The 24,100-nt window shown below is 62.8% G+C and carries 22 protein-coding genes and 1 riboswitch; of the genes, 16 read left to right on the plus strand and 6 right to left on the minus strand.

Annotated features, from left to right (window positions below; translation table 11 throughout):
* The first annotated feature begins 42 nt into the window (after window positions 1–42).
* The 5 genes from AC0L2K_RS20490 to AC0L2K_RS20510 all read left to right on the plus strand — a co-directional run bounded on the left by AC0L2K_RS20490 (window position 43) and on the right by AC0L2K_RS20510 (window position 6,287).
* The gene (locus AC0L2K_RS20490) at window positions 43–1,212 is read left to right on the plus strand and encodes an acyl-CoA dehydrogenase family protein (protein WP_287174623.1); all 1,170 of its coding nucleotides are present in this window, start codon (window positions 43–45) and stop codon (window positions 1,210–1,212) included.
* A gap of 29 nt (window positions 1,213–1,241) precedes the next feature.
* Window positions 1,242–2,450 (plus strand): acetyl-CoA C-acetyltransferase, encoded by a 1,209-nt coding sequence (locus AC0L2K_RS20495; protein ID WP_473532159.1) that lies wholly within the window; start codon window positions 1,242–1,244, stop codon window positions 2,448–2,450.
* Between the two features lie 14 nt (window positions 2,451–2,464).
* Window positions 2,465–4,684 (plus strand): 3-hydroxyacyl-CoA dehydrogenase NAD-binding domain-containing protein, encoded by a 2,220-nt coding sequence (locus AC0L2K_RS20500; RefSeq protein ID WP_473532160.1) that lies wholly within the window; start codon window positions 2,465–2,467, stop codon window positions 4,682–4,684.
* Window positions 4,685–4,766: 82 nt separating this feature from the next.
* Entirely contained in the window at window positions 4,767–5,417 is a 651-nt protein-coding gene (locus AC0L2K_RS20505; protein ID WP_128170882.1) for a S24 family peptidase, read from the plus strand.
* Between the two features lie 9 nt (window positions 5,418–5,426).
* Window positions 5,427–6,287: a thermonuclease family protein gene (locus AC0L2K_RS20510; RefSeq protein ID WP_287242126.1), complete on the plus strand. Its 861-nt coding sequence runs from the start codon at window positions 5,427–5,429 to the stop codon at window positions 6,285–6,287.
* On the opposite strand, the gene AC0L2K_RS20515 is transcribed toward AC0L2K_RS20510, so the two are convergent.
* Entirely contained in the window at window positions 6,250–7,899 is a 1,650-nt protein-coding gene (locus tag AC0L2K_RS20515) for a lysine--tRNA ligase (protein ID WP_473532161.1), read from the minus strand. The two genes, AC0L2K_RS20510 and AC0L2K_RS20515, sit on opposite strands and share 38 nt — an antisense overlap.
* A gap of 161 nt (window positions 7,900–8,060) precedes the next feature.
* Here AC0L2K_RS20515 and AC0L2K_RS20520 point away from each other — a divergent pair, with 161 nt between their 5' ends.
* The gene (locus AC0L2K_RS20520; RefSeq protein WP_023802174.1) at window positions 8,061–8,471 is read left to right on the plus strand and encodes a tellurite resistance TerB family protein; all 411 of its coding nucleotides are present in this window, start codon (window positions 8,061–8,063) and stop codon (window positions 8,469–8,471) included.
* A gap of 40 nt (window positions 8,472–8,511) precedes the next feature.
* Here the strand turns inward: AC0L2K_RS20520 and AC0L2K_RS20525 are convergent, their stop codons facing one another.
* Complete coding sequence (locus AC0L2K_RS20525; protein ID WP_236379274.1) at window positions 8,512–9,330, minus strand: transporter substrate-binding domain-containing protein; 819 nt, start codon at window positions 9,328–9,330, stop codon at window positions 8,512–8,514.
* Window positions 9,331–9,621: 291 nt separating this feature from the next.
* Between AC0L2K_RS20525 and AC0L2K_RS20530 the strand changes: the two genes are divergently transcribed.
* The 3 genes from AC0L2K_RS20530 (at window position 9,622) to AC0L2K_RS20540 (ending at window position 11,854) form a co-directional block, all read left to right on the plus strand.
* Window positions 9,622–10,356 (plus strand): helix-turn-helix transcriptional regulator, encoded by a 735-nt coding sequence (locus tag AC0L2K_RS20530; protein WP_023802176.1) that lies wholly within the window; start codon window positions 9,622–9,624, stop codon window positions 10,354–10,356.
* Between the two features lie 97 nt (window positions 10,357–10,453).
* Window positions 10,454–11,092 carry an acyl-homoserine-lactone synthase gene (locus AC0L2K_RS20535; protein WP_027155170.1) on the plus strand — a complete coding sequence of 213 codons (639 nt, stop codon included), beginning with the start codon at window positions 10,454–10,456 and terminating at the stop codon, window positions 11,090–11,092.
* A gap of 15 nt (window positions 11,093–11,107) precedes the next feature.
* Window positions 11,108–11,854, plus strand: coding sequence for an enoyl-CoA hydratase-related protein (locus tag AC0L2K_RS20540; RefSeq protein WP_473532162.1), 747 nt, complete (start codon window positions 11,108–11,110; stop codon window positions 11,852–11,854).
* Between the two features lie 71 nt (window positions 11,855–11,925).
* Here AC0L2K_RS20540 and ppk2 read toward each other — a convergent pair whose 3' ends face one another.
* On the minus strand, window positions 11,926–12,834 hold the full coding sequence (ppk2, locus tag AC0L2K_RS20545) for a polyphosphate kinase 2 (protein WP_473532163.1): 909 nt from the start codon (window positions 12,832–12,834) through the stop codon (window positions 11,926–11,928).
* A gap of 193 nt (window positions 12,835–13,027) precedes the next feature.
* Here ppk2 and AC0L2K_RS20550 point away from each other — a divergent pair, with 193 nt between their 5' ends.
* The 3 genes from AC0L2K_RS20550 (at window position 13,028) to AC0L2K_RS20560 (ending at window position 16,323) form a co-directional block, all read left to right on the plus strand.
* Window positions 13,028–14,296: a sensor histidine kinase gene (locus AC0L2K_RS20550; protein WP_473532164.1), complete on the plus strand. Its 1,269-nt coding sequence runs from the start codon at window positions 13,028–13,030 to the stop codon at window positions 14,294–14,296.
* Window positions 14,297–14,498: 202 nt separating this feature from the next.
* Entirely contained in the window at window positions 14,499–15,224 is a 726-nt protein-coding gene (gene phoU, locus AC0L2K_RS20555; protein ID WP_027155174.1) for a phosphate signaling complex protein PhoU, read from the plus strand.
* Window positions 15,225–15,315: 91 nt separating this feature from the next.
* Window positions 15,316–16,323, plus strand: coding sequence for a magnesium and cobalt transport protein CorA (locus tag AC0L2K_RS20560; protein ID WP_023802182.1), 1,008 nt, complete (start codon window positions 15,316–15,318; stop codon window positions 16,321–16,323).
* 116 nt (window positions 16,324–16,439) lie between these two features.
* On the opposite strand, the gene AC0L2K_RS20565 is transcribed toward AC0L2K_RS20560, so the two are convergent.
* Window positions 16,440–16,958: a GcrA family cell cycle regulator gene (locus AC0L2K_RS20565; protein ID WP_473532165.1), complete on the minus strand. Its 519-nt coding sequence runs from the start codon at window positions 16,956–16,958 to the stop codon at window positions 16,440–16,442.
* 355 nt (window positions 16,959–17,313) lie between these two features.
* Here AC0L2K_RS20565 and AC0L2K_RS20570 point away from each other — a divergent pair, with 355 nt between their 5' ends.
* From AC0L2K_RS20570 to AC0L2K_RS20580, 3 genes are all read left to right on the plus strand, one after another.
* Entirely contained in the window at window positions 17,314–18,513 is a 1,200-nt protein-coding gene (locus AC0L2K_RS20570; protein ID WP_473532166.1) for an acetylornithine transaminase, read from the plus strand.
* A 16-nt stretch (window positions 18,514–18,529) separates the two neighbouring features.
* On the plus strand, window positions 18,530–19,441 hold the full coding sequence (gene argF, locus AC0L2K_RS20575) for an ornithine carbamoyltransferase (RefSeq protein ID WP_128177925.1): 912 nt from the start codon (window positions 18,530–18,532) through the stop codon (window positions 19,439–19,441).
* 162 nt (window positions 19,442–19,603) lie between these two features.
* Window positions 19,604–20,614 carry an Hsp33 family molecular chaperone gene (locus AC0L2K_RS20580; protein ID WP_023802186.1) on the plus strand — a complete coding sequence of 337 codons (1,011 nt, stop codon included), beginning with the start codon at window positions 19,604–19,606 and terminating at the stop codon, window positions 20,612–20,614.
* Window positions 20,615–20,813: 199 nt separating this feature from the next.
* Here the strand turns inward: AC0L2K_RS20580 and apaG are convergent, their stop codons facing one another.
* Window positions 20,814–21,206 carry a Co2+/Mg2+ efflux protein ApaG gene (apaG, locus tag AC0L2K_RS20585; protein WP_023802187.1) on the minus strand — a complete coding sequence of 131 codons (393 nt, stop codon included), beginning with the start codon at window positions 21,204–21,206 and terminating at the stop codon, window positions 20,814–20,816.
* Between the two features lie 277 nt (window positions 21,207–21,483).
* On the opposite strand from apaG, the gene AC0L2K_RS20590 reads away from it, so the two are divergent.
* A complete protein-coding gene (locus AC0L2K_RS20590; RefSeq protein WP_473532230.1) occupies window positions 21,484–22,638 on the plus strand; it encodes a ceramide glucosyltransferase in 1,155 nt (384 codons plus the stop codon).
* Window positions 22,639–22,684: 46 nt separating this feature from the next.
* Here the strand turns inward: AC0L2K_RS20590 and AC0L2K_RS20595 are convergent, their stop codons facing one another.
* Window positions 22,685–23,875, minus strand: a complete 1,191-nt coding sequence (locus AC0L2K_RS20595; protein WP_473532167.1) for an O-succinylhomoserine sulfhydrylase — start codon at window positions 23,873–23,875, stop codon at window positions 22,685–22,687.
* 73 nt (window positions 23,876–23,948) lie between these two features.
* Window positions 23,949–24,026, minus strand: a riboswitch (SAM riboswitch).
* Between the last annotated feature and the right edge of the window lie 74 nt (window positions 24,027–24,100).

Here is a 24,100-nt window from a genome sequence, read left to right on the forward strand (position 1 = left end):
CCCCTCGAGGGGAGGGGGGCGTCGGCGCAAGGGAGAAACAGCATGACCAACCCCGCCGAAATTCTTGGCCTTCCCAAACCAGCCTGGGCGGCGGACGAGGTCGGCATGCTCTACGACATGGCGCACCGCTTCATGTCGGAAGAGATCGCGCCACGCTATGACGAGTTCGAGAAGAACGAGATGGTCGACCGTGAGTGCTGGCTGAAGGCGGGCGCGGCCGGTCTGCTCTGTGCCTCGATGCCGGAGGAATATGGCGGTTCGGGCGGGACGTTCGCGCATGAGAGCGCCATCATCGAGGCGATCGGCCATGTCGGCGTCGACGGTTTCGGCATCGGCCTGCACAATTCGATCGTCGCCCCTTACATCCTCCACTACGGCTCGGAGGAGCAGAAGAAGAAGTGGCTGCCGAAACTGGCGACCGGCGAGCTGATCGGCGCCATCGCCATGACCGAGCCCGGCGCCGGCTCCGACCTGCAAGGCGTCAAAACGCGCGCCGAGAAGGACGGCAACCAGTACAAGGTCAACGGCTCAAAAACCTTCATCACCAACGGCCAGCTCGCCAATTTCATCATAATTGTCACCAAGACCGACCCGGAGAAGGGCGCCAAGGGCACTTCGCTGATCGTCGTCGAGACCGACGAGGTGGAAGGGTTCGAGCGCGGCCGCAACCTCGACAAGATCGGGCTCAAGGCCAACGACACGTCGGAACTGTTCTTCAACGATATGCGCGTGCCGACTTCCAATCTGCTCGGCCACGAGGAAGGCCAGGGCTTCGTCCAATTGATGCAGCAATTGCCGCAGGAGCGGCTGCAGATCGGCACCGGCGCCATCGCCATGGTCGAACGGGCGCTGGCGTTGACCATCGACTACGTCAAGGAGCGCAAGGCCTTCGGCAAGGCGATTATCGATTTCCAGAACACCCAGTTCAAGCTGGCCGAATTGAAGACCGAGGCGACCATCGGCCGGGTCTTCTACAATGACTGCGTCGCCCGCCATATCAATGGAGGCCTCGACCCGGTGACGGCCTCGATGGCCAAATACTGGCTGTCAGACCTGCAGGGAAAAGTCGTCGATGAATGCCTTCAATTGCATGGCGGCTATGGCTACATGAATGAGTATCCGATCGCCCGCATGTTCCGCGACGCCCGCGTCCAGCGCATCTACGGCGGCACCAACGAGATCATGAAATTGCTGATCGGGCGCTCTCTCTGAGAGACTTTCAGCAAACCAAGGAGCAGAAAATGGCCGAAGCTTATGTCTATGACGCCGTGCGCACGCCGCGCGGCAGGGGCAAGAAGGATGGCTCGCTGCACGAGGTGCCGGCGGTGCGGCTCGGCGCCAAGGTGCTTGAGGCGATCCGTGACCGCAATGGGCTGGACACCGGCGCCGTCGACGACATCATCTTCGGCTGCGTCGATCCGGTCGGCGAGGCGGGCTCTGTCATTCCGCGCGCCGCCGCCTTCGAGGCCGGTTACGACACGAAAGCGCCCGGCATGCAGATCTCGCGTTTCTGCGCCTCTGGCCTGGACGCCATCAATTTCGGCGCCGCCAAGATCGCGCAAGGCGCCGACGAGATCGTCATCACCGGCGGCGTCGAATCGATGTCGCGCGTCGGCATGGGCGCATCCGGCGGCGCCTGGTTCATGGACCCCTCGGTCGGCCTGCCGGGCTGGTTTGTGCCGCAAGGCATCTCGGCCGATCTGATCGCCACGAAGTACGGCTTTTCGCGCGACGACGTCGACGCCTATGCGGTCGAAAGCCAGAAGCGCGCCGCCAAAGCCTGGGGCGAAGGCCGCTTCAAGAATTCGGTGATCTCGATCAAGGACCAGAACGGCCTGACCATCCTCGACCACGATGAGCACATGCGGCCTTCGACCGATATGCAATCGCTGGCGGCCCTCAACCCGTCTTTCGTCATGCCCGGCGAAATGGGCGGCTTCGATGCCGTCGCGGTGCAGAAGCATCCCGAGGTGGAGGAGGTCAATCACGTCCACCACGCCGGCAATTCGTCTGGCATCGTCGACGGCGCGGCGGCCGTTCTGCTCGGCTCGAAGAAGGCTGGAAAGTCGCTCGACCTGAAGCCGCGCGCTCGCATCCGTGCATTCGCCAATATCGGTTCGGAGCCGGTGCTGATGCTGACCGGTCCGGTCGACGTGACCGAGAAGCTGCTGAAGCGTGCCAGGATGAAGCTGTCGGACATTGATCTGTTCGAGCTCAACGAGGCGTTCGCCTCGGTGGTGCTGCGCTACATGCAGGCTTTCGACATTTCGCACGACAGGATCAACGTCAATGGCGGCGCCATCGCAATGGGCCATCCGCTCGGCGCAACCGGTGCGATGATCTTCGGAACGGTGCTGGACGAACTGGAGCGCCGCGACCTGAACACCGCGCTGGTGACGCTCTGCATCGGCGCCGGCATGGGCACCGCAACGATCATCGAACGCGTCTGACGGGAGAGAGACCGATGAGCTACACCAACTTCACCCTCGACATCGACGCCGATGGCATCGCGCTGGTCACCTGGGACATGCCCGACCGCTCGATGAACGTCTTCACCGAAGAGGCGATGCTGGAACTGAACGCCATCGTCGACAAGGTGGCGAGCGACGCGTCGATAAAGGGGGCGGTGATCACCTCCGGCAAGGACACGTTCTCCGGCGGTGCCGACATCACCATGCTGCAGAAGATGCTGTCGAAGTTCGCAGCCGATAAAGCCAAGGACCTGGACAAGGCGACCAAGGCATTGTTCGACAATGCCGGCTACATGACCGGCTTGTTCCGCAAGCTGGAGACCTCAGGCAAGCCGTGGGTTTCGGCGATCAACGGCACCTGCATGGGCGGTGCGTTCGAGCTGTCGCTCGCTTGCCATGGCCGTGTCGCGGCCGATTCCGACAAGGTCAGGATGGCGCTCCCCGAAGTGAAGATCGGCATCTTCCCAGGTGCCGGCGGCACCCAGCGCGTGCCGCGGCTGACCGACCAGCAGCAGGCCCTGCAGATGCTGACGTCCGGTCAGACGCTGTCGCCGCAGAAGGCCAAGTCGATGGGCCTGATCCATGAGATTGCCGAACCGACGAAGCTGGTCGAATCCGCCAAAGCCATGATCAAAAATGGCTTGAAGCCAGTGGCGCCGTGGGACGAGAAGGGCTTCAAGCTGCCCGGCGGCCCGGTCTATTCGGTGGCCGGCGCCAATCTGTGGCCACCTGCAATCGCCATCCTGCGTCGCGAGACCTATGGCAACTATCCGGCCGCCGCGGCCATCCTGAAATGCGTCTATGAAGGCTTGCTGGTGCCGTTCGACACCGGCTTGCGCATCGAGCAGCGTTATTTCACCGAAATCATGCAGACCAGAGAAGCGGCGGCGATGATCCGCTCGCTGTTCGTGTCGCTGCAGGAACTGAACAAGGGCGCGCGTCGTCCGGCCGGCGTGCCGGAAACCAAGTTCAAGAAGATCGGCGTGCTCGGCGCCGGTTTCATGGGCGCCGGCATCGCCTATGTCACGGCCAAGGCCGGCATTCCGGTGGTGCTGCTCGACCGCGACATGGACGCTGCCGCCAAGGGCAAGGCGCATTCGGACAGCCTGATCTCGGATCAGGTCAGGAAGGGCCGCGCCAAGCCGGAGGACAAGGACAGGCTGCTGTCGCTGATCACGCCGACGGCGGACTATGCCGACCTCGCAGGTTGCGACCTGGTGGTCGAGGCGGTATTCGAGGATTCGGGCGTCAAGAAAGACGCCACCGAAAAGGCGGAGGCCGTGCTGAAGCCGTCGGCGATCTTCGCGTCGAACACGTCCACCATCCCGATCACGTCGCTGGCGAAGAATTCGGCGCGGCCGAAGAATTTCATCGGCATCCATTTCTTCTCGCCGGTCGACAAGATGATGCTGGTCGAAATCATTTTGGGCAAGAAGACGGGCGACAAGGCGCTGGCCACCGCGATCGACTTCGTCCGCGCGATCAAGAAGACGCCGATCGTCGTCAACGACACGCGCGGCTTCTACGTCAACCGCTGCGTGCTGCGCTACATGTCGGAAGCCTACAAGATGTTGATCGAGGGCGTTCCAGCGCCGATGATCGAGAATGCGGCGAAGGCCGCCGGCATGCCGGTCGGCCCCTTGGCGCTGACGGATGAAACGGCGATCGACCTCGCGCAGAAGATCATGAAGCAGACCATGCGCGATCTCGGCGACAAGGCGGTCGACCCGAAGCAGATGACGCTGATCAACACGCTGGTCGACACGCATGGCCGCTTCGGCCGCAAGAACGGCAAGGGTTTCTACGACTATCCGCAAAAGCCTGCCAAGAAGAAGCTGTGGCCGGGCCTGAAGGATCTCTATCGGCAGTTGCCGCCTGAAAAGGTCGACTATGAGGAACTGAAGCAGCGGCTCCTGGTCATCATCGCGTTGGAGGCGGCCCGGGTGATGGAGGAGGGCATCGTCACCGATCCGCGCGAGGCCGATGTCGGCTCGATTCTCGCCTTCGGCTTCGCGCCCTTTACCGGCGGCGTGCTGTCCTACATCGACGGCATCGGCGCAAAAAAATTCGTCAAGATCGCCAAGGGTCTTCAGAAGAAGTACGGCGCCGAGTTCAAGGCGCCGAAGCTCCTGCTCGACATGGCAGAGAAGGGTGAGACTTTCTACGAACGCTTCGATCCCTATGCCAGGAGCGAGGCCAAGAAGGCGGCGTGACGCCGCCTTCGGTGGTGGACAAAATCACGGCCACCGGTTAGAACGGAGAAGGTATTTTTTCCTGTTCGGAAGGAGAGCAAAAGTGCTCTCGCATGACCGCGTATGGGCCGCCATCGATGCTCTCGCCGAGCGCTATTCGCTCTCGGCCTCGGGGCTGGCGAAACGCGCGGGCCTCGATTCGACCGCCTTCAACAAGTCGAAGCGGCTGTCCTCGGATGGGCGGCCGCGCTGGCCGTCGACCGAGTCGCTGGCCAAGATCATCGAGGCGACCGGCGCCTCGCTCGACGAATTCACCGGACTGGTCGAAGGCCGGGGCAAGACCGTTCCCGGATCTCTGCCGGCACAGACCTCTTCGGTGCCGCTGCTCGGCTTCGCCCAGGCCGGCGCCGGCGGCTTTTTCGACGATGCCGGCTTTCCCGTGGGCCAGGGCTGGGACCTGATCGAACTTCCGGCACGGGCGACCGAAACCTCCTATGCGCTGCAGGTCCAGGGCGATTCCATGCTCCCGCTCTACCGCAACGGTGACGTGCTGATCGTCGAGCCGGGCGCCGCCACCCGCAAGGGCGATCGCGTCGTCGTCAAGACCTATGCCGGCGAGGTAATGGCCAAGGTGCTGGACCGTCAGACGGCGAAGTCGATCATGCTGGTCTCGCTCAATCCCGATCACCCGGATCGCGACATCCCGATGCGCGATGTCGAATGGGTGGCGCGGATTGTCTGGGCAAGCCAGTAGGGGCCGCCGGTGCGTCCGCTTCATGCCGCCGCCGCGGTGTTGACGATCCTGGCAATGGGGGCTGCGATTGCCGCAGGTGGCCGCGCCGTGCTGCAGGACGAAAATGGGCGCGTCGCGGCTCGGGCGCAGGCCGGCATCGCGGCGCAATCCCGAGCGCCTGCTGCATCAGCAAATCCGCGACCCAAGGCGGCGAGCCCAGAGGCGCATTCCAGGGCCATCGATCCCGAAGTCGTCGCGCCGCCGCAGCTTCAGCCGCAAGAGCTTGAACGGGTCGAGCCGCGCGCGCCGCTGAGTGAGTTGGCGCTGGCCGGACCGCCCAAGCCGCCCAAAACGAAAATGCCCGACGACTGGAACGGGACAAAACTGTTCCAGCCGGTTGCATCGGCCGCCGGTGTGATCGAGGCCAAGGGCTACTCCGTCGCGATTTCCGGCGTCGACATCGTCAGGCAGGACGAAACTTGCACCGACGGCGGCAAGTCGTGGACGTGTGGCACCCGGGCGCGAACGGCGTTCCGTGCCTTCCTGCGCGGTCGGGCGGTGGTCTGCACGGTGCCACCCGAGGGCGGCCGCGACCTGATCACCGCCGATTGCCGCGTCGGCAACCGGGATGTCGGCCAGTGGTTGATCGAAAACGGCTGGGCGCGCGCCGCCAAGGGTGGCCCTTATGTCGAGACCGGCGAGAAGGCCCGTATGGCGAGGAAGGGCATTTTCGGGCCGGCGCCCAGTCTCTCCGGCCTGCCTCCGGCGCCAGCCCCTTTTGCGGCCACAGCCCAGCCGACGCAGCCGATTCTCGATCCGTCGGCGACGGCTACGCCGACATCCGAGACGACTGCTACGCCGCCAACTGACCGGCCAGCGCCTTCTGAATGAGCGCGCGGGTTTCTGCGATGCCGTAGAGCGCGGCGAAGGAACCGAAGCGCGGGCCGCGCTCTTGTCCGATCAAAATCTGGTAGATCATCTGGAAGAAGGCGACGGAGACGCCCGGCCCGCCTTCCGGGCTTTGCTTCGAATGGTCCTGATAGCGTTCGATCTTGCGCGCGACGTTGAGCGCGGCATTCTGGATCGCCTCGCCATCGGCATCTGGCGGCAATGCGGCGAGCGCTTCGGACAGTTTCGTCAGCGCCTCGCGCTCGACCGGGTCGGCGGCCCGGTACACCTTGGCCGGCTTCACGAAATCGTCGAAATAGCGGATCGCATATTCGGCCAGCCGGTCGAGCTCGGGATGGGTCTTCGGCGTCACGCCTGAGGTGTGGCGCAAAATGAACCCCCACAGCACGTCCTTGTTCTGGGCGTTCGAGGCGCTGACCAGATTGAGCAGCAGCGCGAACGACACCGGCAGGTCGACGACAGGCGGGTTCCCGTCATGCATGTGCCAGACGGGATTTCCCAGCCGCTCCTTCCACTCCTGCCGGCGATAGGCGGACAGAAAGGCGTAATACTCGTCCACCGCCTTCGGAATGACGTCGAAATAGAGCTTCTTGGCCTGCCGCGGCCGCTGGTACATGTAGAGCTCGAGGCTTTCGGTCGGCGCGTAGGTCAGCCACTCGTCTATGGTCAGTCCGTTGCCCTTCGACTTCGAAATCTTCTGGCCGTTCTCGTCCAGGAACAGCTCATAGACGAAATGCTCGGGAGCGCGCCCGCCCAGGATATTGCAGATACGGTCGTAGATCACCGCATTCGTCTGGTGGTCTTTGCCGAACATTTCGAAATCGACGCCGAGCGCCGCCCAGCGCATGCCGAAATCCGGCTTCCACTGCAGCTTCACCCTGCCGCCGGTTATGGGCAGCGTGGTTTCGGTGCCGTCATCGTCGAAGGTGATCGTGCCGGCCTTGGCGTCGACATGCTTCATGGGGACGTAAAGCACGCGGCCACTTTTGGGGGAAATCGGCAGGAACGGACTGTAGGTCGCCTGACGCTCCTCTCCGAGCGTCGGCAGCATCACGTCCATGATCTTATCGAAACGTTCGGCAGCGCGCAGCAGAACGTCGTCGAAACGGCCAGCCCTGTAGTATTCCGTCGCGCTGGCGAACTCGTAGTCGAAGCCGAACGTGTCCAGGAAACGGCAAAGCATTGCGTTGTTGTGGTCTGCGAAGCTCGCATAGTCGCCGCCGAAAGGATTGGGGACGGACGAGAGCGGCTTGTGCAGGTGCGGCTCGAGTGCGGCGCGATCGGGGACGTTGTCCGGAATCTTGCGCATGCCGTCCATGTCGTCGGAAAAGCACAAGATCTTGGTCTTGACCGTGTCCCGGGTGAGGACGCGGAAGGCGTGGCGCACCATCGAAGTGCGTGCGACTTCGCCGAAAGTACCGATGTGCGGCAGCCCCGACGGACCGTAGCCGGTCTCAAACAGGACGGTCTCGGGAAAGTCAGTGTCTTTGTAGCGCTCGACGATCTTCCTGGCTTCGTCGAACGGCCACGCCTTGCTTTCAGCCGCTGCCGCAAGCACCTCGGGATTGAGATCGATGATGTTTGATCCCGCCATGTCACCGTTTCCAAATTATTCGCCGGCATCGCCGCAAAAAGGGATGATTTTTTCAACCGGTCTCTAGGCGTGCCTGCCGTGGGCGTCAACGATCGCGGCTCTTTTTCCTTGCGACGTCGGTGCCTCGTTCCTAACTTCGGAGCCCGTTTGAGGAGTTTTAAATGCCGTTGCCGCCGCAAGAAGCCCTGATCTATCTTATGGTCATCACCTCCGCGTCCGATCGCGACATGACAAATGTCGAATTGGCGCGGATTGGCGACGTCGTCCGCTCATGGCCGGTGTTCGAGGACTTCGACCACGACCGGCTGGTCGGCGTCGCCCAGGACTGCCAAAAGTTGCTGCACGAAAAGGACGGCTTGGAAGGCGTTTTGGCGCGCGTCGCTGAAGCACTGCCCGATCGCCTGCTTGACACCGCCTATGCCGCGGCCTTCGAGGTTGCGGCCGTCGACCTCGAAATGCGCTTGGAGGAGGTGAGGGTGCTGCAGCTTATCCGTCGCCAGCTCGATCTCGACACGCTCACCGTCGCCGCCATCGCCCGTGCTGCCAAGGCTCGCCTGCGCACGCTGACTTGATCCAGACGCCAACGGGTCAGAAGAAGCTGACCGGGCCGGATCAGAAAAAACTGACCGGGAAGTAGCGCAGATAGAATTCGGCAAAGATACCCTTCACTGAAATCTCCTGCAGTGCGTAGTCGAACGCTGCGGCCAGCGCTGGATCGTTGGCCCTGGTGGCGATGGCCATACCCGACCCCAGATATTCGGGCGCCAGATAGGGACCGCCGGCAAAGCGGCAGCAGGCTGCGGCATTCGAACTACCCAGCCAGAAGGCGAAGCGCATGCCGTCGCCGAAGCCGGCGTCGACCTTGCCGGCCTTGAGACCATCGTAGAGCGCTTCCAGCTGCGCGAAAGGAACGACCTGAACGGTGCCGAAATAATCGCGCAGCATCCGCTCATGCGCGGAGCCTGCGACCACGCCGACGCGCTTGCCACGCAGTCTGTCGAAGATAGGCTCCGTGAGCGCCTTTGCCTTCGGCATGATGAAGCGCGCCGGAAACTGCAGGTAGGAACGCGAGAAGGCATATTTTGACCGCGACTCCGGCGTGGCGGCAATGCCGGCAATGATCGCTTCCCCTTCGCCCTTCTGCAGTGCCCCTTCGAGCTCGGCCCAAGGCAGCGCCTGGATCTGGCATTTTTCGGCGATGCCGAGCTCGGCGCAGATCGCGCGCGCCAGATCGACATGGAAGCCGGACAAGCGGCCCGCTCCGTCGAGGAAGTTGAACGGCGGGAAATCGGTGGTGGTCAGGAATCTCAGACGCGGCAGCGCGGACAGGTCAGGCTTCGGCAGCCGCTCCTTGGCATCCCACAGCACCGGCACTTGCGGCTCCGCGGCACGCGCTCCCGTGAGCCACGCTGCCCCCGTCATTGCCAGCATCAAGACGATGGTCATCCACCGAATCGTCACGATCGAGCTCCGCCCTGTCCTGTCCAATGTGGCTTTTGGTACGAAAATGCCACAGGCACAACGGTTTTTGATTTCATCACGCCGATTTAGGGCTATGCTTCAGCGAGCTTGCAAACATGTGTGGCGGTCGGCTGGAGGGTAGCCGCAAGCCGCTGCAAACTGAGAGGAGCAGGTTTGTAATCCGGGGTCGAGGGCAAAGTGCGGGTCAAGCACTGGGCCGTTGATCTCAACGCGGGAAGGCAACATGGGGTAGATGTTGCAATGGGCCACTTCGATCGCACACTGGAATTCATAGATCAGCTGCAGCACGCCGATACGGCGGCCGCGGTCTGCGAAAAGCTGCTTGGCATAACCTCGGAGTTCGGCCTGACGGCGCTGATGGCCGGAACGGTTCCGCAGCCGGGCACGCCAAGAGGCCAGCAAAAGGACCATGTGCTGCTTTGCGAGTGGCCGGGAGAATGGCTGGAGCGCTATGTGGCGCGCAACTATGTCGACCATGACCCCGTCGTCAGCCACATGAAGCAGCTGCAGGCGCCGTTCCAGTGGCGGGAAGCGTCCCAGAGCATCCGCATCGACAAGAGCAGCGGCGAAGTGATGGGCGACGCCGGCGAATTCAAGCTGCGCGACGGATTGGCCTTCCCGCTGATCACGCTCGATGGCCAGATCGTCATGGTGTCGCTGGGCGGCGAGGCCGTCGAATTGTCGGGCGCCGATTTTGGGCTGGTGTCGCTGGTGGCGACCTATGCGATTGGCCGCGCCATGCAGATCCACACGATGGCGGCCAAGACCCTCGACCACCACGTCGAACTGACGCCGCGTGAGCGCGAATGCATGCAATGGGCCGCCGTCGGCAAGTCCGAATGGGAGATTTCACAGATTCTCGGCATTTCGGAACACACATCAGAGAAACACCTTCTTAACGCCAAAAGCAAACTCGGTGCCGTCAACCGGGTGCAGGCGGTCGCGGAAGCGATAAGGCGCGGCTATATTAGCTAGCTCGGCCGTGCCGGCCTAGAAATTCTTGCCTACGTGATCGCGTAATTTCCTCGGGACAGCCCGGCCGTATCTTCCTATTGAACCTAGGAGACGGCAGATGCTTTTTTCCCTTACAACACAGGAACTTATGGAACGTCCCGACCTTTGGGAGGCCGTTCATCGCTTACGCTACAAAATTTTCGTCGAGGAGATGGGGTGGACCGATCTGCAGCGCCCCGACGGCCTTGAGATCGATCAGTTCGATCATGACGAGGCGGTGCACCAACTCGTCATCCGCAATGGCGAGCTCGCCGGTTATCAGCGGATGTTGCCGACAACGCGTGCGCATCTTCTGACCGAGGTGCTGGCGGACCTCTTTGAAGGGACGCCGCCATCCGGGCCGAACGTGTGGGAACTGACCCGCTATGCGGTCGCGCCGGGCTTTCGTGACGGCAAGCGCGGCGTCTCCACGGTCGGCACCGAGCTCATTGCCGGCTTCGTCGAGTGGGGGCTGAAGCGGAATGTCAACCAGGTGATCATCGAGTTCGAGCCGATGTGGGTTCTGCGGGCGCTGCAGTTGCACTTCCTGGCGAAGCCGCTTGGCTACCAGCGCACCTATGGCAACCAGCAGGTCGTCGCCACACTGCTCACCTTCAACGAGCACACGCTTGAGGTGGTGCGGTCGCGTCGCAGTCATTTCGCGCCGGTCCTGGCCAGGGGATATCCCGACAGGCTCGGAATGAGGCAGGCCTCGTGAGAATTGGAGACAGCCATGAACATCCACCCGCAAACAGAGTTCCGCAATCATTCGTTGATCGTCACGGTGTCGTCGGATGACGGCCGGCCGGTGCTGGACGGGCGAGCCTATGAAAGCCTGGCCAGGATCTTCCACGAAGCTGCAATCGACGATGATGTGCGCGTCGTGGTGCTGCGCGGCCTCGCCGGCTGCTTCTGCCTCGGCGGCGATTTCTCCGAGTTCCTCGACGCCACCAAGCATCAACGGTTGATCGCTGCCGTCACCGACATGTTCCGCACGTTGGCGACGTTCCCCAAACCGGTCCTTGCCTGTGTCGACGGCGATGCCGTCGGTGTCGGCTGCACCATCCTGTTCCATTGCGACATGGTGATCGCATCTGACGAAAGCACGTTCCGGGTGCCGTTCGTCGATTTCGGCCTCGTGCCGGACGCGGCGACCAGCATCCTGGCGCCGCAGAAACTCGGTTATGCCGGCGCTTTCCGCTTCTTCTGCCTGGGCGACACGCTCAGTGCCTCGGACGCCAGGATGCTGGGCCTGGTCACGGAGATCGTGGTCGGCGACGTCGAGGAAGCCGCACTTGGCAGAGCCAGGCAACTCGCCAAGAAGCCGGTTGCCGCACTGCTGCAGACGCGCGACCTGCTCAAGGGCGACACAGGCGCACTCTGCGATCGCATCGACCAGGAGATTTCGCTATTTCAGCAGGCTTTGCAGGACGATACCACACTGCGGCGGCTGCAGCGGATTGCCCGGCTGGCGGCATGAGACGTCATTCGGCAGAATGACAAAAATATCCGGAATCGTGCCGCGCGTCCTTGGGGGCGCGCGGCAGCGCTTCAGGCCTGTCTTCCCAGGAACGAAGGCCCTTCCCCGATGATTTTCTTGTCTTCCTTGCCGATGGCGTCGAGATCGCGGCCGTCATAGGGAAGCGACAACAGGATGCGCCGGATGATGGCAAGTCGCGCGCGCCGCTTGTCGTTGGCCTGGATGATGATCCAGGGCGCGAATTCCTTATGGGTGCGTTCGAACATGAGATCGCGCGCCTTGGTGTAATCGTCCCATTTGGCGATCCCGGCAATATCGATCGGCGAGAATTTCCAGTTCTTCAAAGGACTCCAGCGGCGATCGTGAAACCGCTCAAGCTGTGTTTCCCGACCGATGTTCAGCCAGAATTTGAAGAAATGGATGCCCTCGTTGCAGATCATCCGTTCAAAATACGGCGTCTCGTCCAGGAATCTCTGATGCTGCTCCGGCGTGCAGAAGCCCATGACCGGCTCGACGCCGGCTCGATTGTACCAGGAGCGGTCGAAGGTGACGAACTCGCCGGATGTCGGAAAGTGCGCGACATAGCGCTGGAAATACCATTGCCCGATTTCGGTTTCGCTAGGCTTGGTCAGCGCCACGTTGCGCGCTGTCCTGGGGTTCATGTACTGGCGCAGCGCGAAGATTGTGCCGCCCTTGCCGGCGGCATCGCGTCCTTCGAACAGCGACATCACCCGCTTGCCCGTCGATTGCAGCCATGCCTGCGCCTTGACCAACTCGATCTGCAGCCGCTCGAGCGTATCGTCATACTCGTCGCTTTTAATTTTCTTGTCGTAGGGGTAGCCGCCGGCGGTCAGCTTGTTGTCCTCGATCCAGTCCGGAAGCTTGGGATCCTCGATGTCGAACTCGAACTCCTTGCCGTTGATCCGGATCTTTTGCGGACCCGGAACAGGCGCGGCGGCATCTTCCTTGGGGTTTTTCATCGAGACCAACCTTTCCAGCTTCCGGACTCATGCTATTGGGAGCCTTACTGCATCGGCCCGAAAATCGGAATCGATTTTCGAAAGGAACGATGCAGCAGATTAGTGATAGCGCCGGTCAGCGGGAAGTTTCCAACCTGCCGGTCGGGGTGGGGACGGAGGCATAGTGCGCGCGAATGGCTGACAGTGGCTGACGATGACTGATATGGGCGGCGCAGAACAGCGAACCACGGCGCAAGCCGTCGTCACCCGGTTGTGGAACAGCCGCTGGCTGCTTGCGACCGGCATCGTCGCGATCTTGACGGTCTATGGTTTCGCAGACATGTCCTTCCATGTTGTGCTGCTGGCATGTGCTGTGCTGCTGCTCGCCGCCGCGATGCTGCCGGCCGGCGTAGCGCGCCAATCCGCGGAGAATGCCGCGGCGATCGAGGCAGGCGGGCTGCAACAGCTGTCGGGAGAATATCTGGCGGCTGCCGTTGCCGATCCGCTGATCATCTTCGATCGCGCCGCGACGATTGTCCATGCCAACGCCGCCGCCTTCGCCGCCTTCGGCGGCATTGCACCGGGCATGTCGCTGTCGCTGAAATTCCGCGCGCCCGAGATGCAGGCCCTGCTGGACAGTATCCTGTCAGGCGCCGCTTCGGACGTCGTCGAATATACCGAAAAGCTGCCGGTCGAACGGGCCTATCGCGTGAGTGCATCTTCGGTCGGCCACGGCACCGACCTCTATGTGCTGGTCTTCAAGGACCAGAGCGAGGCGCGCCGGATCGACCGGATGCGGGCCGACTTCATCGCCAATGCCAGCCATGAGCTGCGAACTCCGCTCGCCTCGATTTCCGGTTTCATCGAGACGCTGCGCGGCCCGGCCCGCAACGACCCGGCGGCGCGCGAGCAGTTCCTGCAGATCATGCACAACCAGACCGGCCGCATGGCGCGCCTGATCGACGACCTGCTGTCGCTGTCGCGGCTGGAGATGAAACCCTATCTGAAGCCGGGAACCGAGGTCGATCTCCGCGAGACCCTCGACAGCGTCATCGATTCGCTGGGTCCGCTTGCCCGGGAAACCGGCGTTGCCATCGAGCGGGATTTCGCGAAAGGACCACTCAATGTGCCGGGGGATCGCGATGAACTTTTCCAGGTTTTCGAAAATCTGCTGGAAAACGCCTGCAAATATGGACAGTCGGGTGGACGTGTCGTGGTGACGATTGCCCACAGCGATGACGGTCCCGAACCGGGCATCGACGTCACCATCCGGGACTTTGGCCCCGGCATTCCCGAGGAGCACATCCCGCGCATCACCGAACGTTTCTACCGCGTCGATGTCGAAAACAGCCGGACCCAGAAGGGCACCGGCCTTGGCCTGTCCATCGTCAAGCATATCCTCACGCGCCACAACGCCAGGCTGTCGATCAAGTCGGAGGTCGGCAACGGCGCAGCTTTCACGGTGCATTTGCCGGTGCACTGACACCTCACTATCTAAGCACGCGCCGGCCCGAGTACCGGAAGACTTTAGGACCACCGGATGCGTGGATACAGGACTTTATAGCCTACTCTGTGGCCTAGTGGACGCACGTCGCTCTAACGCTTTCTTTTTTCTGTCATCCGGCTAGCGTATCAGCGGGGATTCGAGGAACGACTCGGACCAGAAGACCCGGGAAGGCATCTCCATGCAGTCCGTGCACATCGTCAGCGCCTATGACGAGGAGCTGAAATATCTGTCGAAGCGCATTGCCGCGATGGGCGGGCATGCCGAACGCATGGTCGAACAGGCGATTGCGGCCCTGGTCAACGCCGACCCTGGCCTTGCCCAGAAGGTCATCCGCGACGATGCCGTTCTGGACCAGGGGCAGCGCGAGATCGACGACAAGGCGATCATCATCATCGCCAAGCGCCAGCCGATGGCGACGGATTTGCGCGAGATCGTCGGCGCGATCCGCATCTCGGCGGATCTCGAGCGGGTCGGCGACCTCGGCAAGAATGTCGCCAAGCGCGTGGTTGCCGTCATAGAAGGGCGCCAGCCGACCAGCCTGTTCCGCGGCATCGCGGCCTTAGCCGACCTGGCGTTAACGCAGCTCAAGGAAGTGCTCGACGTCTATGCGTCGCGCTCGGTGGAAAAGATCGGCTTCGTGCGTGACCGCGACGATCAGATCGACGCCGTGTACACCTCGCTGTTTCGCGAGTTGCTGACCTACATGATGGAAGATCCGCGCAACATCACGCCCTGCACGCACCTGCTGTTCTGCGCCAAGAACATCGAGCGGATCGGCGACCACGCCACCAATATCGCCGAGACGATCTACTACATCGTCACCGGCGACCAGATGCCGGCCGAGCGGCCGAAGGGCGACAAGACAGACAAGATTGTGCTTCCCGCAACGCTACCGGCGAAGTGAGCGGCTGCCTCTCGAACCCATCGCTGATTTAGGCTAAGCTTTACCGAACGTTCCTGATCCTGACCCGAGGCCATGCCTCCAGGAGGTAGCGATGGAAACCGTTCGGAACCTGACGCCGGCCCCGCCGACATCGGCCATCGTCGCTTCCAGCGTCTATACCGCCGGCCGGCGTGTCGCCGACATTCCGATCGAGGAAGCCGGCGAATGGGCCAAGAAGCCAGGTCATGTCGTCTGGATCGGCCTGCTGGAGCCGGACCGCGACCTGTTGCTTCGTGTCCAGGCACAATTCCACCTGCACGATCTGGCGATCGAGGACGCCGAGCATCCGCATCAGCGGCCGAAGATCGAGCAATATGGCGATGCGTTGTTCATCGTTGCCCGCACGGCTCAACTGATCGACAGGCGCGTCACCTTCGGCGAGACGCATCTGTTCGTCGGCGCCGGCTACATCGTCAGCGTCAGGCACGGTCCGTCGACTTCTTATGCCGCCGTTCGCCAGCATTGGGAAAGCTGCCCGCATTCGCTAGCCAAAGGCGAGGATTTCGTCCTCTATGCCATTCTCGATTTCATCGTCGACAACTACATGCCGGTGCTCGAGCAGATCGAGGACGAGGTCGAGGCGATCGAGGACAGGGTTCTGCTGAAGCCGATGACCGGCTCCGACATAGAGCGGCTCTACATGCTGCGCCGCGATCTCTTGCGCCTGCGCAACGCCGCGCTGCCGCTGGTGGAAGTCTGCCGCCGGTTGACCAGCGCCGACCTGCCGCAGATCCATGCGGCCATGCACCCGCTGTTCCGCGACGTCACCGACCACATCCGCACCGTCCAGGAGAAGATCGACAGCTTGCGGGAGGTGCTCGCATTTGCCTTCGAGGCGAGCCTCCTGGTTGGCCAGAGCCAGGAAACGGCGATCACCAAGAAGCTCGCCTCATGGGCTGCAATCCTGGCGGTGCCGACGGCGCTCGCAGGCATCTACGGCATGAACTTCAACGACATGCCGGAACTTAGGATGGAATATGGCTACCCGGTCGTTCTGGGAGCGATTATTTTGGTCTGCTCGGTTCTCTACTGGCGCTTCCGCAAGAGCGGCTGGCTGTGAAGAGTAGGGCAGTAGGGCAGTAGGGCAGCAGGGCAGCAGTAGGGCAGTAGATAAGATGGCGCCTCACGAGCGCAGTCTTTTCAGTTCACCACATACTGCCGTACTCCCTTACTCCCCTACCTACTGCGCCGCCGCTCCGAAGCGGGCTGAAACGCAACGCGGGCGTGATACTTGCAATAGGGTCCGGTTTCGGCCGCGTCGTTGCCGCAGAAATGGAACTCCTCCGAAAGCGGATCGCCATTCGGCCATTTGCATGTCCGCTCGGTCAATTCGACGAGCTGCAGATGCCGCGAGATCGGCACGACGACGTTCTGGACCGGACGGACATAATGACGCGTCACCGGTACGGCGTCGAATTGCGCCTGCAGCGCGGTCGCGCCGATCGACGTGGTGATATGCCGCGCAGTGCTCGCGGCCCGCGACACCGATTTCTGCACGCTCGATCCCTGCACGCTCTTCTTCTGGCGTGCCGGCGTGGCAGTCGCGCGTCCGCGGCCCGACAGTTTCAGCCGATGCACCTTGCCGATGACGGCATTGCGGCTGACACCCCCAAGCTGTGCGGCGATCTGGCTGGCGCTCAGCCCCTCCGACCACAATTTTCTAAGAAGTTCGACCCGCTCGTCAGTCCAATTCATGAGACCGCGCTCCTGCTGAAATGTGCGGCGATCGGAATCCTTCCACGATCCGGCTTCCGCCGGGCAGACACCACATATATCGGGTGATTAGGTCCGCCGCACGAAATCTAGTTATTTCTCGACCTATAATTACCTTATGCGCTGACTCGGTGACAAGAGTCCGAGGGCCAACACGAATCGGTTTTTTCGGTTTTCCCCAACTTGCCCGGTCGCTGATGAGCCGGCGTCTCGCTGGAAAGCTTGCCGCGCGTCCTTGCGCGACGTTTTCGTTGACTTCATGGCCGAAAAACACGATAAGCCGCACAGGCCGCCGCTTTGGCGGCTTTTTGATTTTCCGGTTCCGGAGACGCATATAATGAGCGGTTCGGCGCTTTTCGAGACCTTTACCCGCGCACCCCTGGCCTTCGACCATGGGGAAGGCACTTGGCTGGTCACCGACAAGGGCGAGCGGTATCTCGATTTTGGCGGCGGCGTTGCCGTGAATTCGCTGGGCCACAGCCATCCGCATCTGGTCTCGGCACTCACCGAGCAGGCGACCAAGCTCTGGCATGTCTCCAACCTGTACGAGATTCCGGGGCAGAGCCGTCTGGGCGAGCGGCTGGCCGACGCCACCTTCGCCGACAAGGTGTTCTTCACCAATTCCGGCGCCGAGGCGCTGGAATGCGCCATCAAGACGGCGCGGCGCTACCATTTCGTAAAGGGCCATCCCGAGCGCTTTCGCATTGTCACCTTCGAAGGCGCCTTTCATGGCCGCACGCTGGCGACCATCGCCGCCGGCGGCCAGTATAAATACCTGGAAGGTTTCGGCCCCAAGGTCGAAGGTTTCGACCAGGTCGGCTTCGACGACATCGACGCCGCCGAAAAGGCGATCACATCAGAGACCGCCGCGATCCTGATCGAGCCGGTGCAGGGCGAGGGCGGTATCCGCCCGGTGCCGACGCAGTCGCTGAAGCGGCTGAGGCAGCTCTGCGAACAGCATGATCTGCTGCTGATCTTCGACGAGGTCCAGTGCGGCATCGGCCGCACCGGAAAACTGTTCGCGCATGAATGGGCTGGCGTCACGCCCGACATCATGGCGGTCGCCAAGGGCATCGGCGGCGGCTTCCCGGTGGGCGCCTGCCTCGCCACCGACGAGGCCGCTGTCGGCATGACCGCCGGCGTGCACGGCACCACTTTCGGCGGCAATCCGCTGGCGATGGCGGTCGGCAACGCCGTGCTCGACGTCGTGCTGGCAGATGGTTTTCTGGAGGATGTGCAGCGCAAGGCGTTGCTGCTGAAGCAGGGGCTGGCGGGTGTCGCCGACGAATTTCCCGATGTCATCGAAGACATCAGAGGCAGCGGCCTGATGCTCGGCCTGAAATGCGCCGCGCCCAACACCAAGGTGAACATGGCGTTGCGCGACCAGCATCTGCTGGCGGTTCCGGCCGGCGACAACGTTCTTCGCCTGCTGCCGCCGCTCACCGTCACCGACGCCGAGATCCATGCGGCGCTCGACCGCATCCGCGCCGGCGCCCGGGGCCTGTCGGACGCCATCGCCGCGGCTGCGGCGAAATAACAGTCGGAAGACCCACATGAGCCTTCGCCATTTCACCGATCTTTCCGCCGTTTCCGAGGGCGATCTGCGCCTTATGCTGGACGATGCCGTCGTGCGAAAGGCAAGGCTCAAGGCTGGCGAGCGGACAAAACCGCTTGAAGGCAAGGTGCTGGCGATGATCTTCGACAAGCCGTCGACGCGTACGCGCGTGTCCTTCGACGTCGGCATGCGCCAGCTCGGCGGCGAGACCATCATGCTGACCGGCGCCGAGATGCAGCTCGGCCGCTCCGAAACCATCGCCGACACGGCCAAGGTGCTGTCGCGCTATGTCGATGCGATCATGATCCGCACCACGTCGCATGACCGGCTGCTGGAGCTGACCGAGAACGCCACCGTCCCCGTCATCAACGGGTTGACCGACGATACCCATCCCTGCCAGCTGATGGCCGACATCATGACCTTCGAGGAGCATCGCGGCCCGGTCGCCGGCAAGACCATCGCCTGGACCGGCGACGGCAACAACGTGCTGCATTCACTGCTGGAGGCCTCGGCGCGGTTCCGCTTCAACCTCAACGTCGCCGTGCCGGAAGGCAGCGAGCCGGCGCAGAAGCATGTCGACTGGTCGAGGGCGCATGGCGGCAAGTTGAACTTCACCCGCTCGCCCGAGGAGGCCGTCCACGAGGCCGACTGTGTCGTTACCGATTGCTGGGTGTCGATGGGCCAGGAGCACCGTGCTCGCGGCCACAATGTCTTCTCACCCTATCAGGTCAATGCGGCACTGATGGCGAAGGCAAAGTCCGACGCCTTGTTCATGCACTGCCTGCCGGCGCATCGCGGCGAGGAGGTCACCGACGAAGTCATCGACGGCCCGCATTCGGTGGTGTTCGACGAGGCCGAGAACCGGCTCCACGCGCAGAAGGCGGTTTTGGCCTGGTGCCTCGGCGCTTGATCCGGGCTGCCGTGATCCGGAACGCCTTGATCAGGACCGCCATGATCCGGGCCGCCTTGATCCGGGAGTGCGTGATGCCTATCTCAGGCGCATCACGCAAATCGAGCGCGTTTCGACGCATGCGCCCCGGAGGGCGGCATCGCCGCGCCCCGGAGCTTTGTCATGTTGGAAACTCGTCAATTGGCTGAACATCAACCCAAACTCGGCGAATTCGGCTACGCCGGCGACGATCATGTCGTGCCCTTCGAGGTCGGCCCGCTCGACGTGCGCGGCCGTACCGTCCAGCTCGGGCCGATGCTCGACGCGATCCTCGGCCGGCATGACTATCCCGAGCCGGTCGCCCGCCTGCTGGCGGAAGCTTGCGTGCTGACGGTGCTGCTCGGCACTTCGCTCAAATTCGAAGGCAAGTTCATCCTGCAGACCCGCACCGACGGGCCGGTCGACATGCTGGTGGCGGATTTTTCCACGCCGCATGCGCTGCGCGCCTATGCCCGCTTCGACGCCGATCGGCTGGAGGCACTGACGTCTGCCGGCGAGACCTCGCAGCGGACGCTGCTCGGCAGCGGTGTCCTGGCGCTGACTATCGACCAGGGCGCCCACACGCAGCGCTATCAGGGCATCGTCCAACTCGACGGCGAGACGCTGGAGGAGGCCGCCCGCACCTATTTCCGGCAGTCGGAGCAGATCCCGACCGATCTCAGGCTTTCGGTGGCCAAGCTGTTGACGCCCGGCATCGGCGGTGCCCGCGAGCAATGGCGCGCCGGTGGCATCCTGGCACAGTTCCTGCCGCAATCGCCCGAACGCATGCGCGTGCCCGACCTTCCGGGTGGCGACGGCGATCCGCGCGAGGAGATCCATGATCCGGCCGACAATTCCTGGCAGGAACTGCTCGCGTTGCTTGGCACCATCGAGCCGACGGAACTGATCGACCCGACGATCGGCGCCGAGCGGTTGCTTTACCGGCTGTTCCACGAGCACGGCGTGCGCGTCTTCGGCGGCGTGCCGGTAGCCGACCAGTGCTCATGCTCCAGGGAGAAGATCCGCGGCATTCTCGGAGGCTTCTCCGCCGACGAGATCAGGGACAGCACCGAGGATGGCGGCATTCACGTCGCCTGCGAATTCTGCTCGAAGCAATATGACTTCGACCCGGCGGAATTTGCTGCGGCTCAATAGAATTGAAATCACCGACGAAGCGTTGGCGCTGCCCCTCACCCTTACCCTCTCCCCGTGAAGAACGGGGAGAGGGGGCGCCAGCGTTGCGACAGGTTGTCCAGTTCATAGATAGATGGGTTCCCTTTTACCCGTTCACTATACGGAGAAGGTGCCGGCAGGCGGATGAGGGGCAGCACGACCTTCCGGCCATCTATCTCTCTCAGTTCACCGTCCGCCGCGTGCCCGGCAGGTCGAGCGAAAAGGCGGGGATGGCGACGTCGAACGTCTCACCCCGCTTATTGCGCATCGTGTAGTGGCCGACCATGATGCCGGATGGCGTCGAGAGTGGGCAGCCAGACGTATACTGATAACTATCGCCGGGATTGAGTTCAGGCTGGTCGCCGACAACGCCGGCGCCGCGCACCTCCTCGACCCGGCCGGTGCCGTCGGTGATCTGCCAGTAGCGCGACAGAAGCTGCACGAATTCATCCGACTGGTTGTCGATGGTCACCTGGTAGCCCCAGACATAGCGGTTCTCCGACGGGTCGGAGCGATCTTCCAGATAGAACGGCCTGACCTGCACTTCGATGTCGCGCGTGACGGCGCTGTACATAAATCACTCCACACTATGCAGACGGAACATTCGACCCTCTCCGCAGTTTGGTCAACGGGGTGCGTCCCCTCGGTGTCTGCCATCGTTGCCCGAATTTGTTAAGCGCAGGTGCCGAACAACAATGTCATTTAAGTGACACGTGACAATGATGGTGTGCAGGGCCGGGGATGGTGTGCAGGGCCGGGGATGGTGTGCAGGGCCGGGCGACTCAGCATTCTGTCGAACTGTTGAAAACGGCTTTCATGCGGCCGGTTTTTTCTGGAGCGACCAGATATTGATGGAATTGACAGTCACAGCCGCCTTGCTTTCCATAGCTCTGCTTGTTGTCAATCTCGCCAGCATCCTGCTCGCTTCGTTGAAGCTGAAGCGGCCTGGCAGGATCACGCCGCCAGCCGCCAAGGCGCCGCCGGTATCGATCGTCGTGCCGTCGCGCGGCGTCGAGCCGTTTACCGAGGAGACGCTCGAGCGCGCCTTCTCTCTCGACTGGCCGCGCTATGAGCTCATCTTCTGCGTCGCCCATGCCGACGACCCGGTGGTCGGGCCGATCACCGATGCGATCGCCCGCTTTCCGGCCGTGCCGGCCCGGCTGCTGGTCGGCGACGACCGCATCAGCGGCAATCCGAAACTCAACAATTGCGTGAAGGCCTGGGAGGCCGCACGCCACCACTGGGTCATCCTTGCCGATTCCAACGTCCTGATGCCGAGGGACTATGTCCAGCATCTGATGACGGCATGGCGGCAGGACACCGGCCTCGTCTGCTCGACGCCGATCGGCTCGCGGCCGGACGGGTTCTGGGCGGAGGTCGAATGCGCTTTCCTCAACACGCTGCAGGCCCGCTGGCAATATACCGGCGAGGCGCTCGGCCTCGGTTTCGCCCAGGGCAAGAGCATGCTGTGGAACAAGCCATTGCTCGACGCCAATGGCGGCATCCGTGCGCTTGCCGCCGAGATTGCCGAGGATGCCGCTGCGACCAAGCTGGTCAACGGGCTCGGACTGCGCGTCAATCTCGTTGCCGCGCCCTTCGAACAGCCGCTCGGCTTGCGCACATTTGGCGAAATCTGGTCGCGCCAGGCCCGCTGGGCACGCCTGCGTCGCGTCACATTCCCACTGTTCTTCGCGCCCGAGATCCTGATCGGAGCGGCGCCGCCCCTGGTGCTTGCGCTGGTTGCGGCAGCAGGCGCCGGTTTCAGCCTGCCGGCTACCGCCATCGCCGTGCTGATAGTCGCCTATCTGCCGGAATGCGCTCTCGCCTCGGCCAAGGGCTGGCACCTGTCGCTGCGCATGATCCCGGCGATGGTTGCGCGGGACGTGATGCTTCCCGCCATCTGGGTGCGCGGCTGGCTCAGCGGTGCCGTCGACTGGCGCGGCAACACGATGACCATCCAAACCAGCGCCGTTGCGGAATTGGAAGAGACGCCGTCGGGCGCCTGACCGCGCCTGCTTTGCAGATTAGAGCGCAGCAGTTCGGCGCGTATCCCTACCTGGCGGCTTTCAAGGCCTGCTCGATGTCTTCGAGCAGGTCGTCAGTGTCCTCCAGTCCGACGGATAGCCTGAGCGTGCCTGGCCCGATGCCAAGTTCGGCCCGCGCCTCGTCGCTCAGATTCTTGTGTGTCGTCGTCGCCGGATGGGTGATCAGGCTCTTGGCGTCACCGAGATTGTTGGAGATCAGCACGACATCGAGCGCGTTCTGGAAGGCGAAGGCCGCCTGCTTGCCTCCCTTGACGTCGAGGCAGATCAGCGTCGAGCCGCCCGACATCTGCTTCTTGACGATCGCCGCCTGCGGGTGATCGGCGCGGCCGGGATAGATGACGCGGACAATTTCCGATCGCTCGGCGAGGAAGTCCGCGATCCGGCCGGCACTTTCCGTCTGCTGGCGCACGCGCAGCGGCAGCGTCTCCAGGCCCTTCAGCAGCGTCCAGGCATTGAAGGGCGAGAGGCTGGGACCGGTGTGGCGGAAGTAATCGTGCAAATTCTCGTCGATCCACTTCTTGTCCGACAGGATGATGCCGCCGAGGCAGCGCCCCTGGCCGTCGATGTGCTTGGTCGCCGAATAGACGACGATATGGGCGCCGAGTTGCAACGGCTTCTGCTGCAAGGGCGTGGCAAAGACGTTGTCGACGATCAGCCGCGCGCCAATCGAATCGGCAAGCGAGGCTACGGCTGCGATGTCGACGACCTCCAGCGTTGGATTGGTCGGGCTTTCAAGGAAGAACAACTTGGTGTTGGGCCTGACCGCCTTTTCCCAATTGGCGACGTCGGTGCCGTCGACCAGCGTCGCCTCGATGCCGTATTTCGGCGCCAGCGTCTCGACCACCCAGCGGCAGGAGCCGAACAGCGCGCGCGCTGCCACGATGTGGTCGCCCGCCCGGGCACTGCACAGCAACGCCGCCGTCACCGCCGCCATGCCGGATGCGGTGGCGCGGGCATCTTCGGCTCCTTCCAGCGCACACATGCGCTTCTCGAACATGTCGACCGTCGGATTGGCATAGCGCGAATAGATGAAGCCCGGTTCCTCGCCCTTAAAGCGGGCTTCCGCCGCCTGCGCCGTGTCGTAGACATAGCCTTGCGTGAGATACATCGCCTCGGAGGTTTCGCCGAAGCCGGAACGCAGCGTTCCTGCATGCACGAGGGCGGTCTGAGGCTTCCAGTTGCGCGTTTTGCTCGTCATCACCTTGTTCCAAACACAAAAAATGGTCCAAACACAAAAAAACCGGCCGCGAAAGTCGCAACCGGTCGTACGGCCTTTCGGCCCGACGGTCCTTTAGCGACTTGTTTAACGTGGCTGCAAGCCGACCGGCCAAATCACCACGGGATAACGATCCTTTAGACCTGCGCCGCGCTTGCGTCAATTGCCGGCATGATTAAGAGGTTTGTACCAGCGGGTTCCACGGCA

Source organism: Mesorhizobium sp. WSM4817, assembly GCF_055811135.1.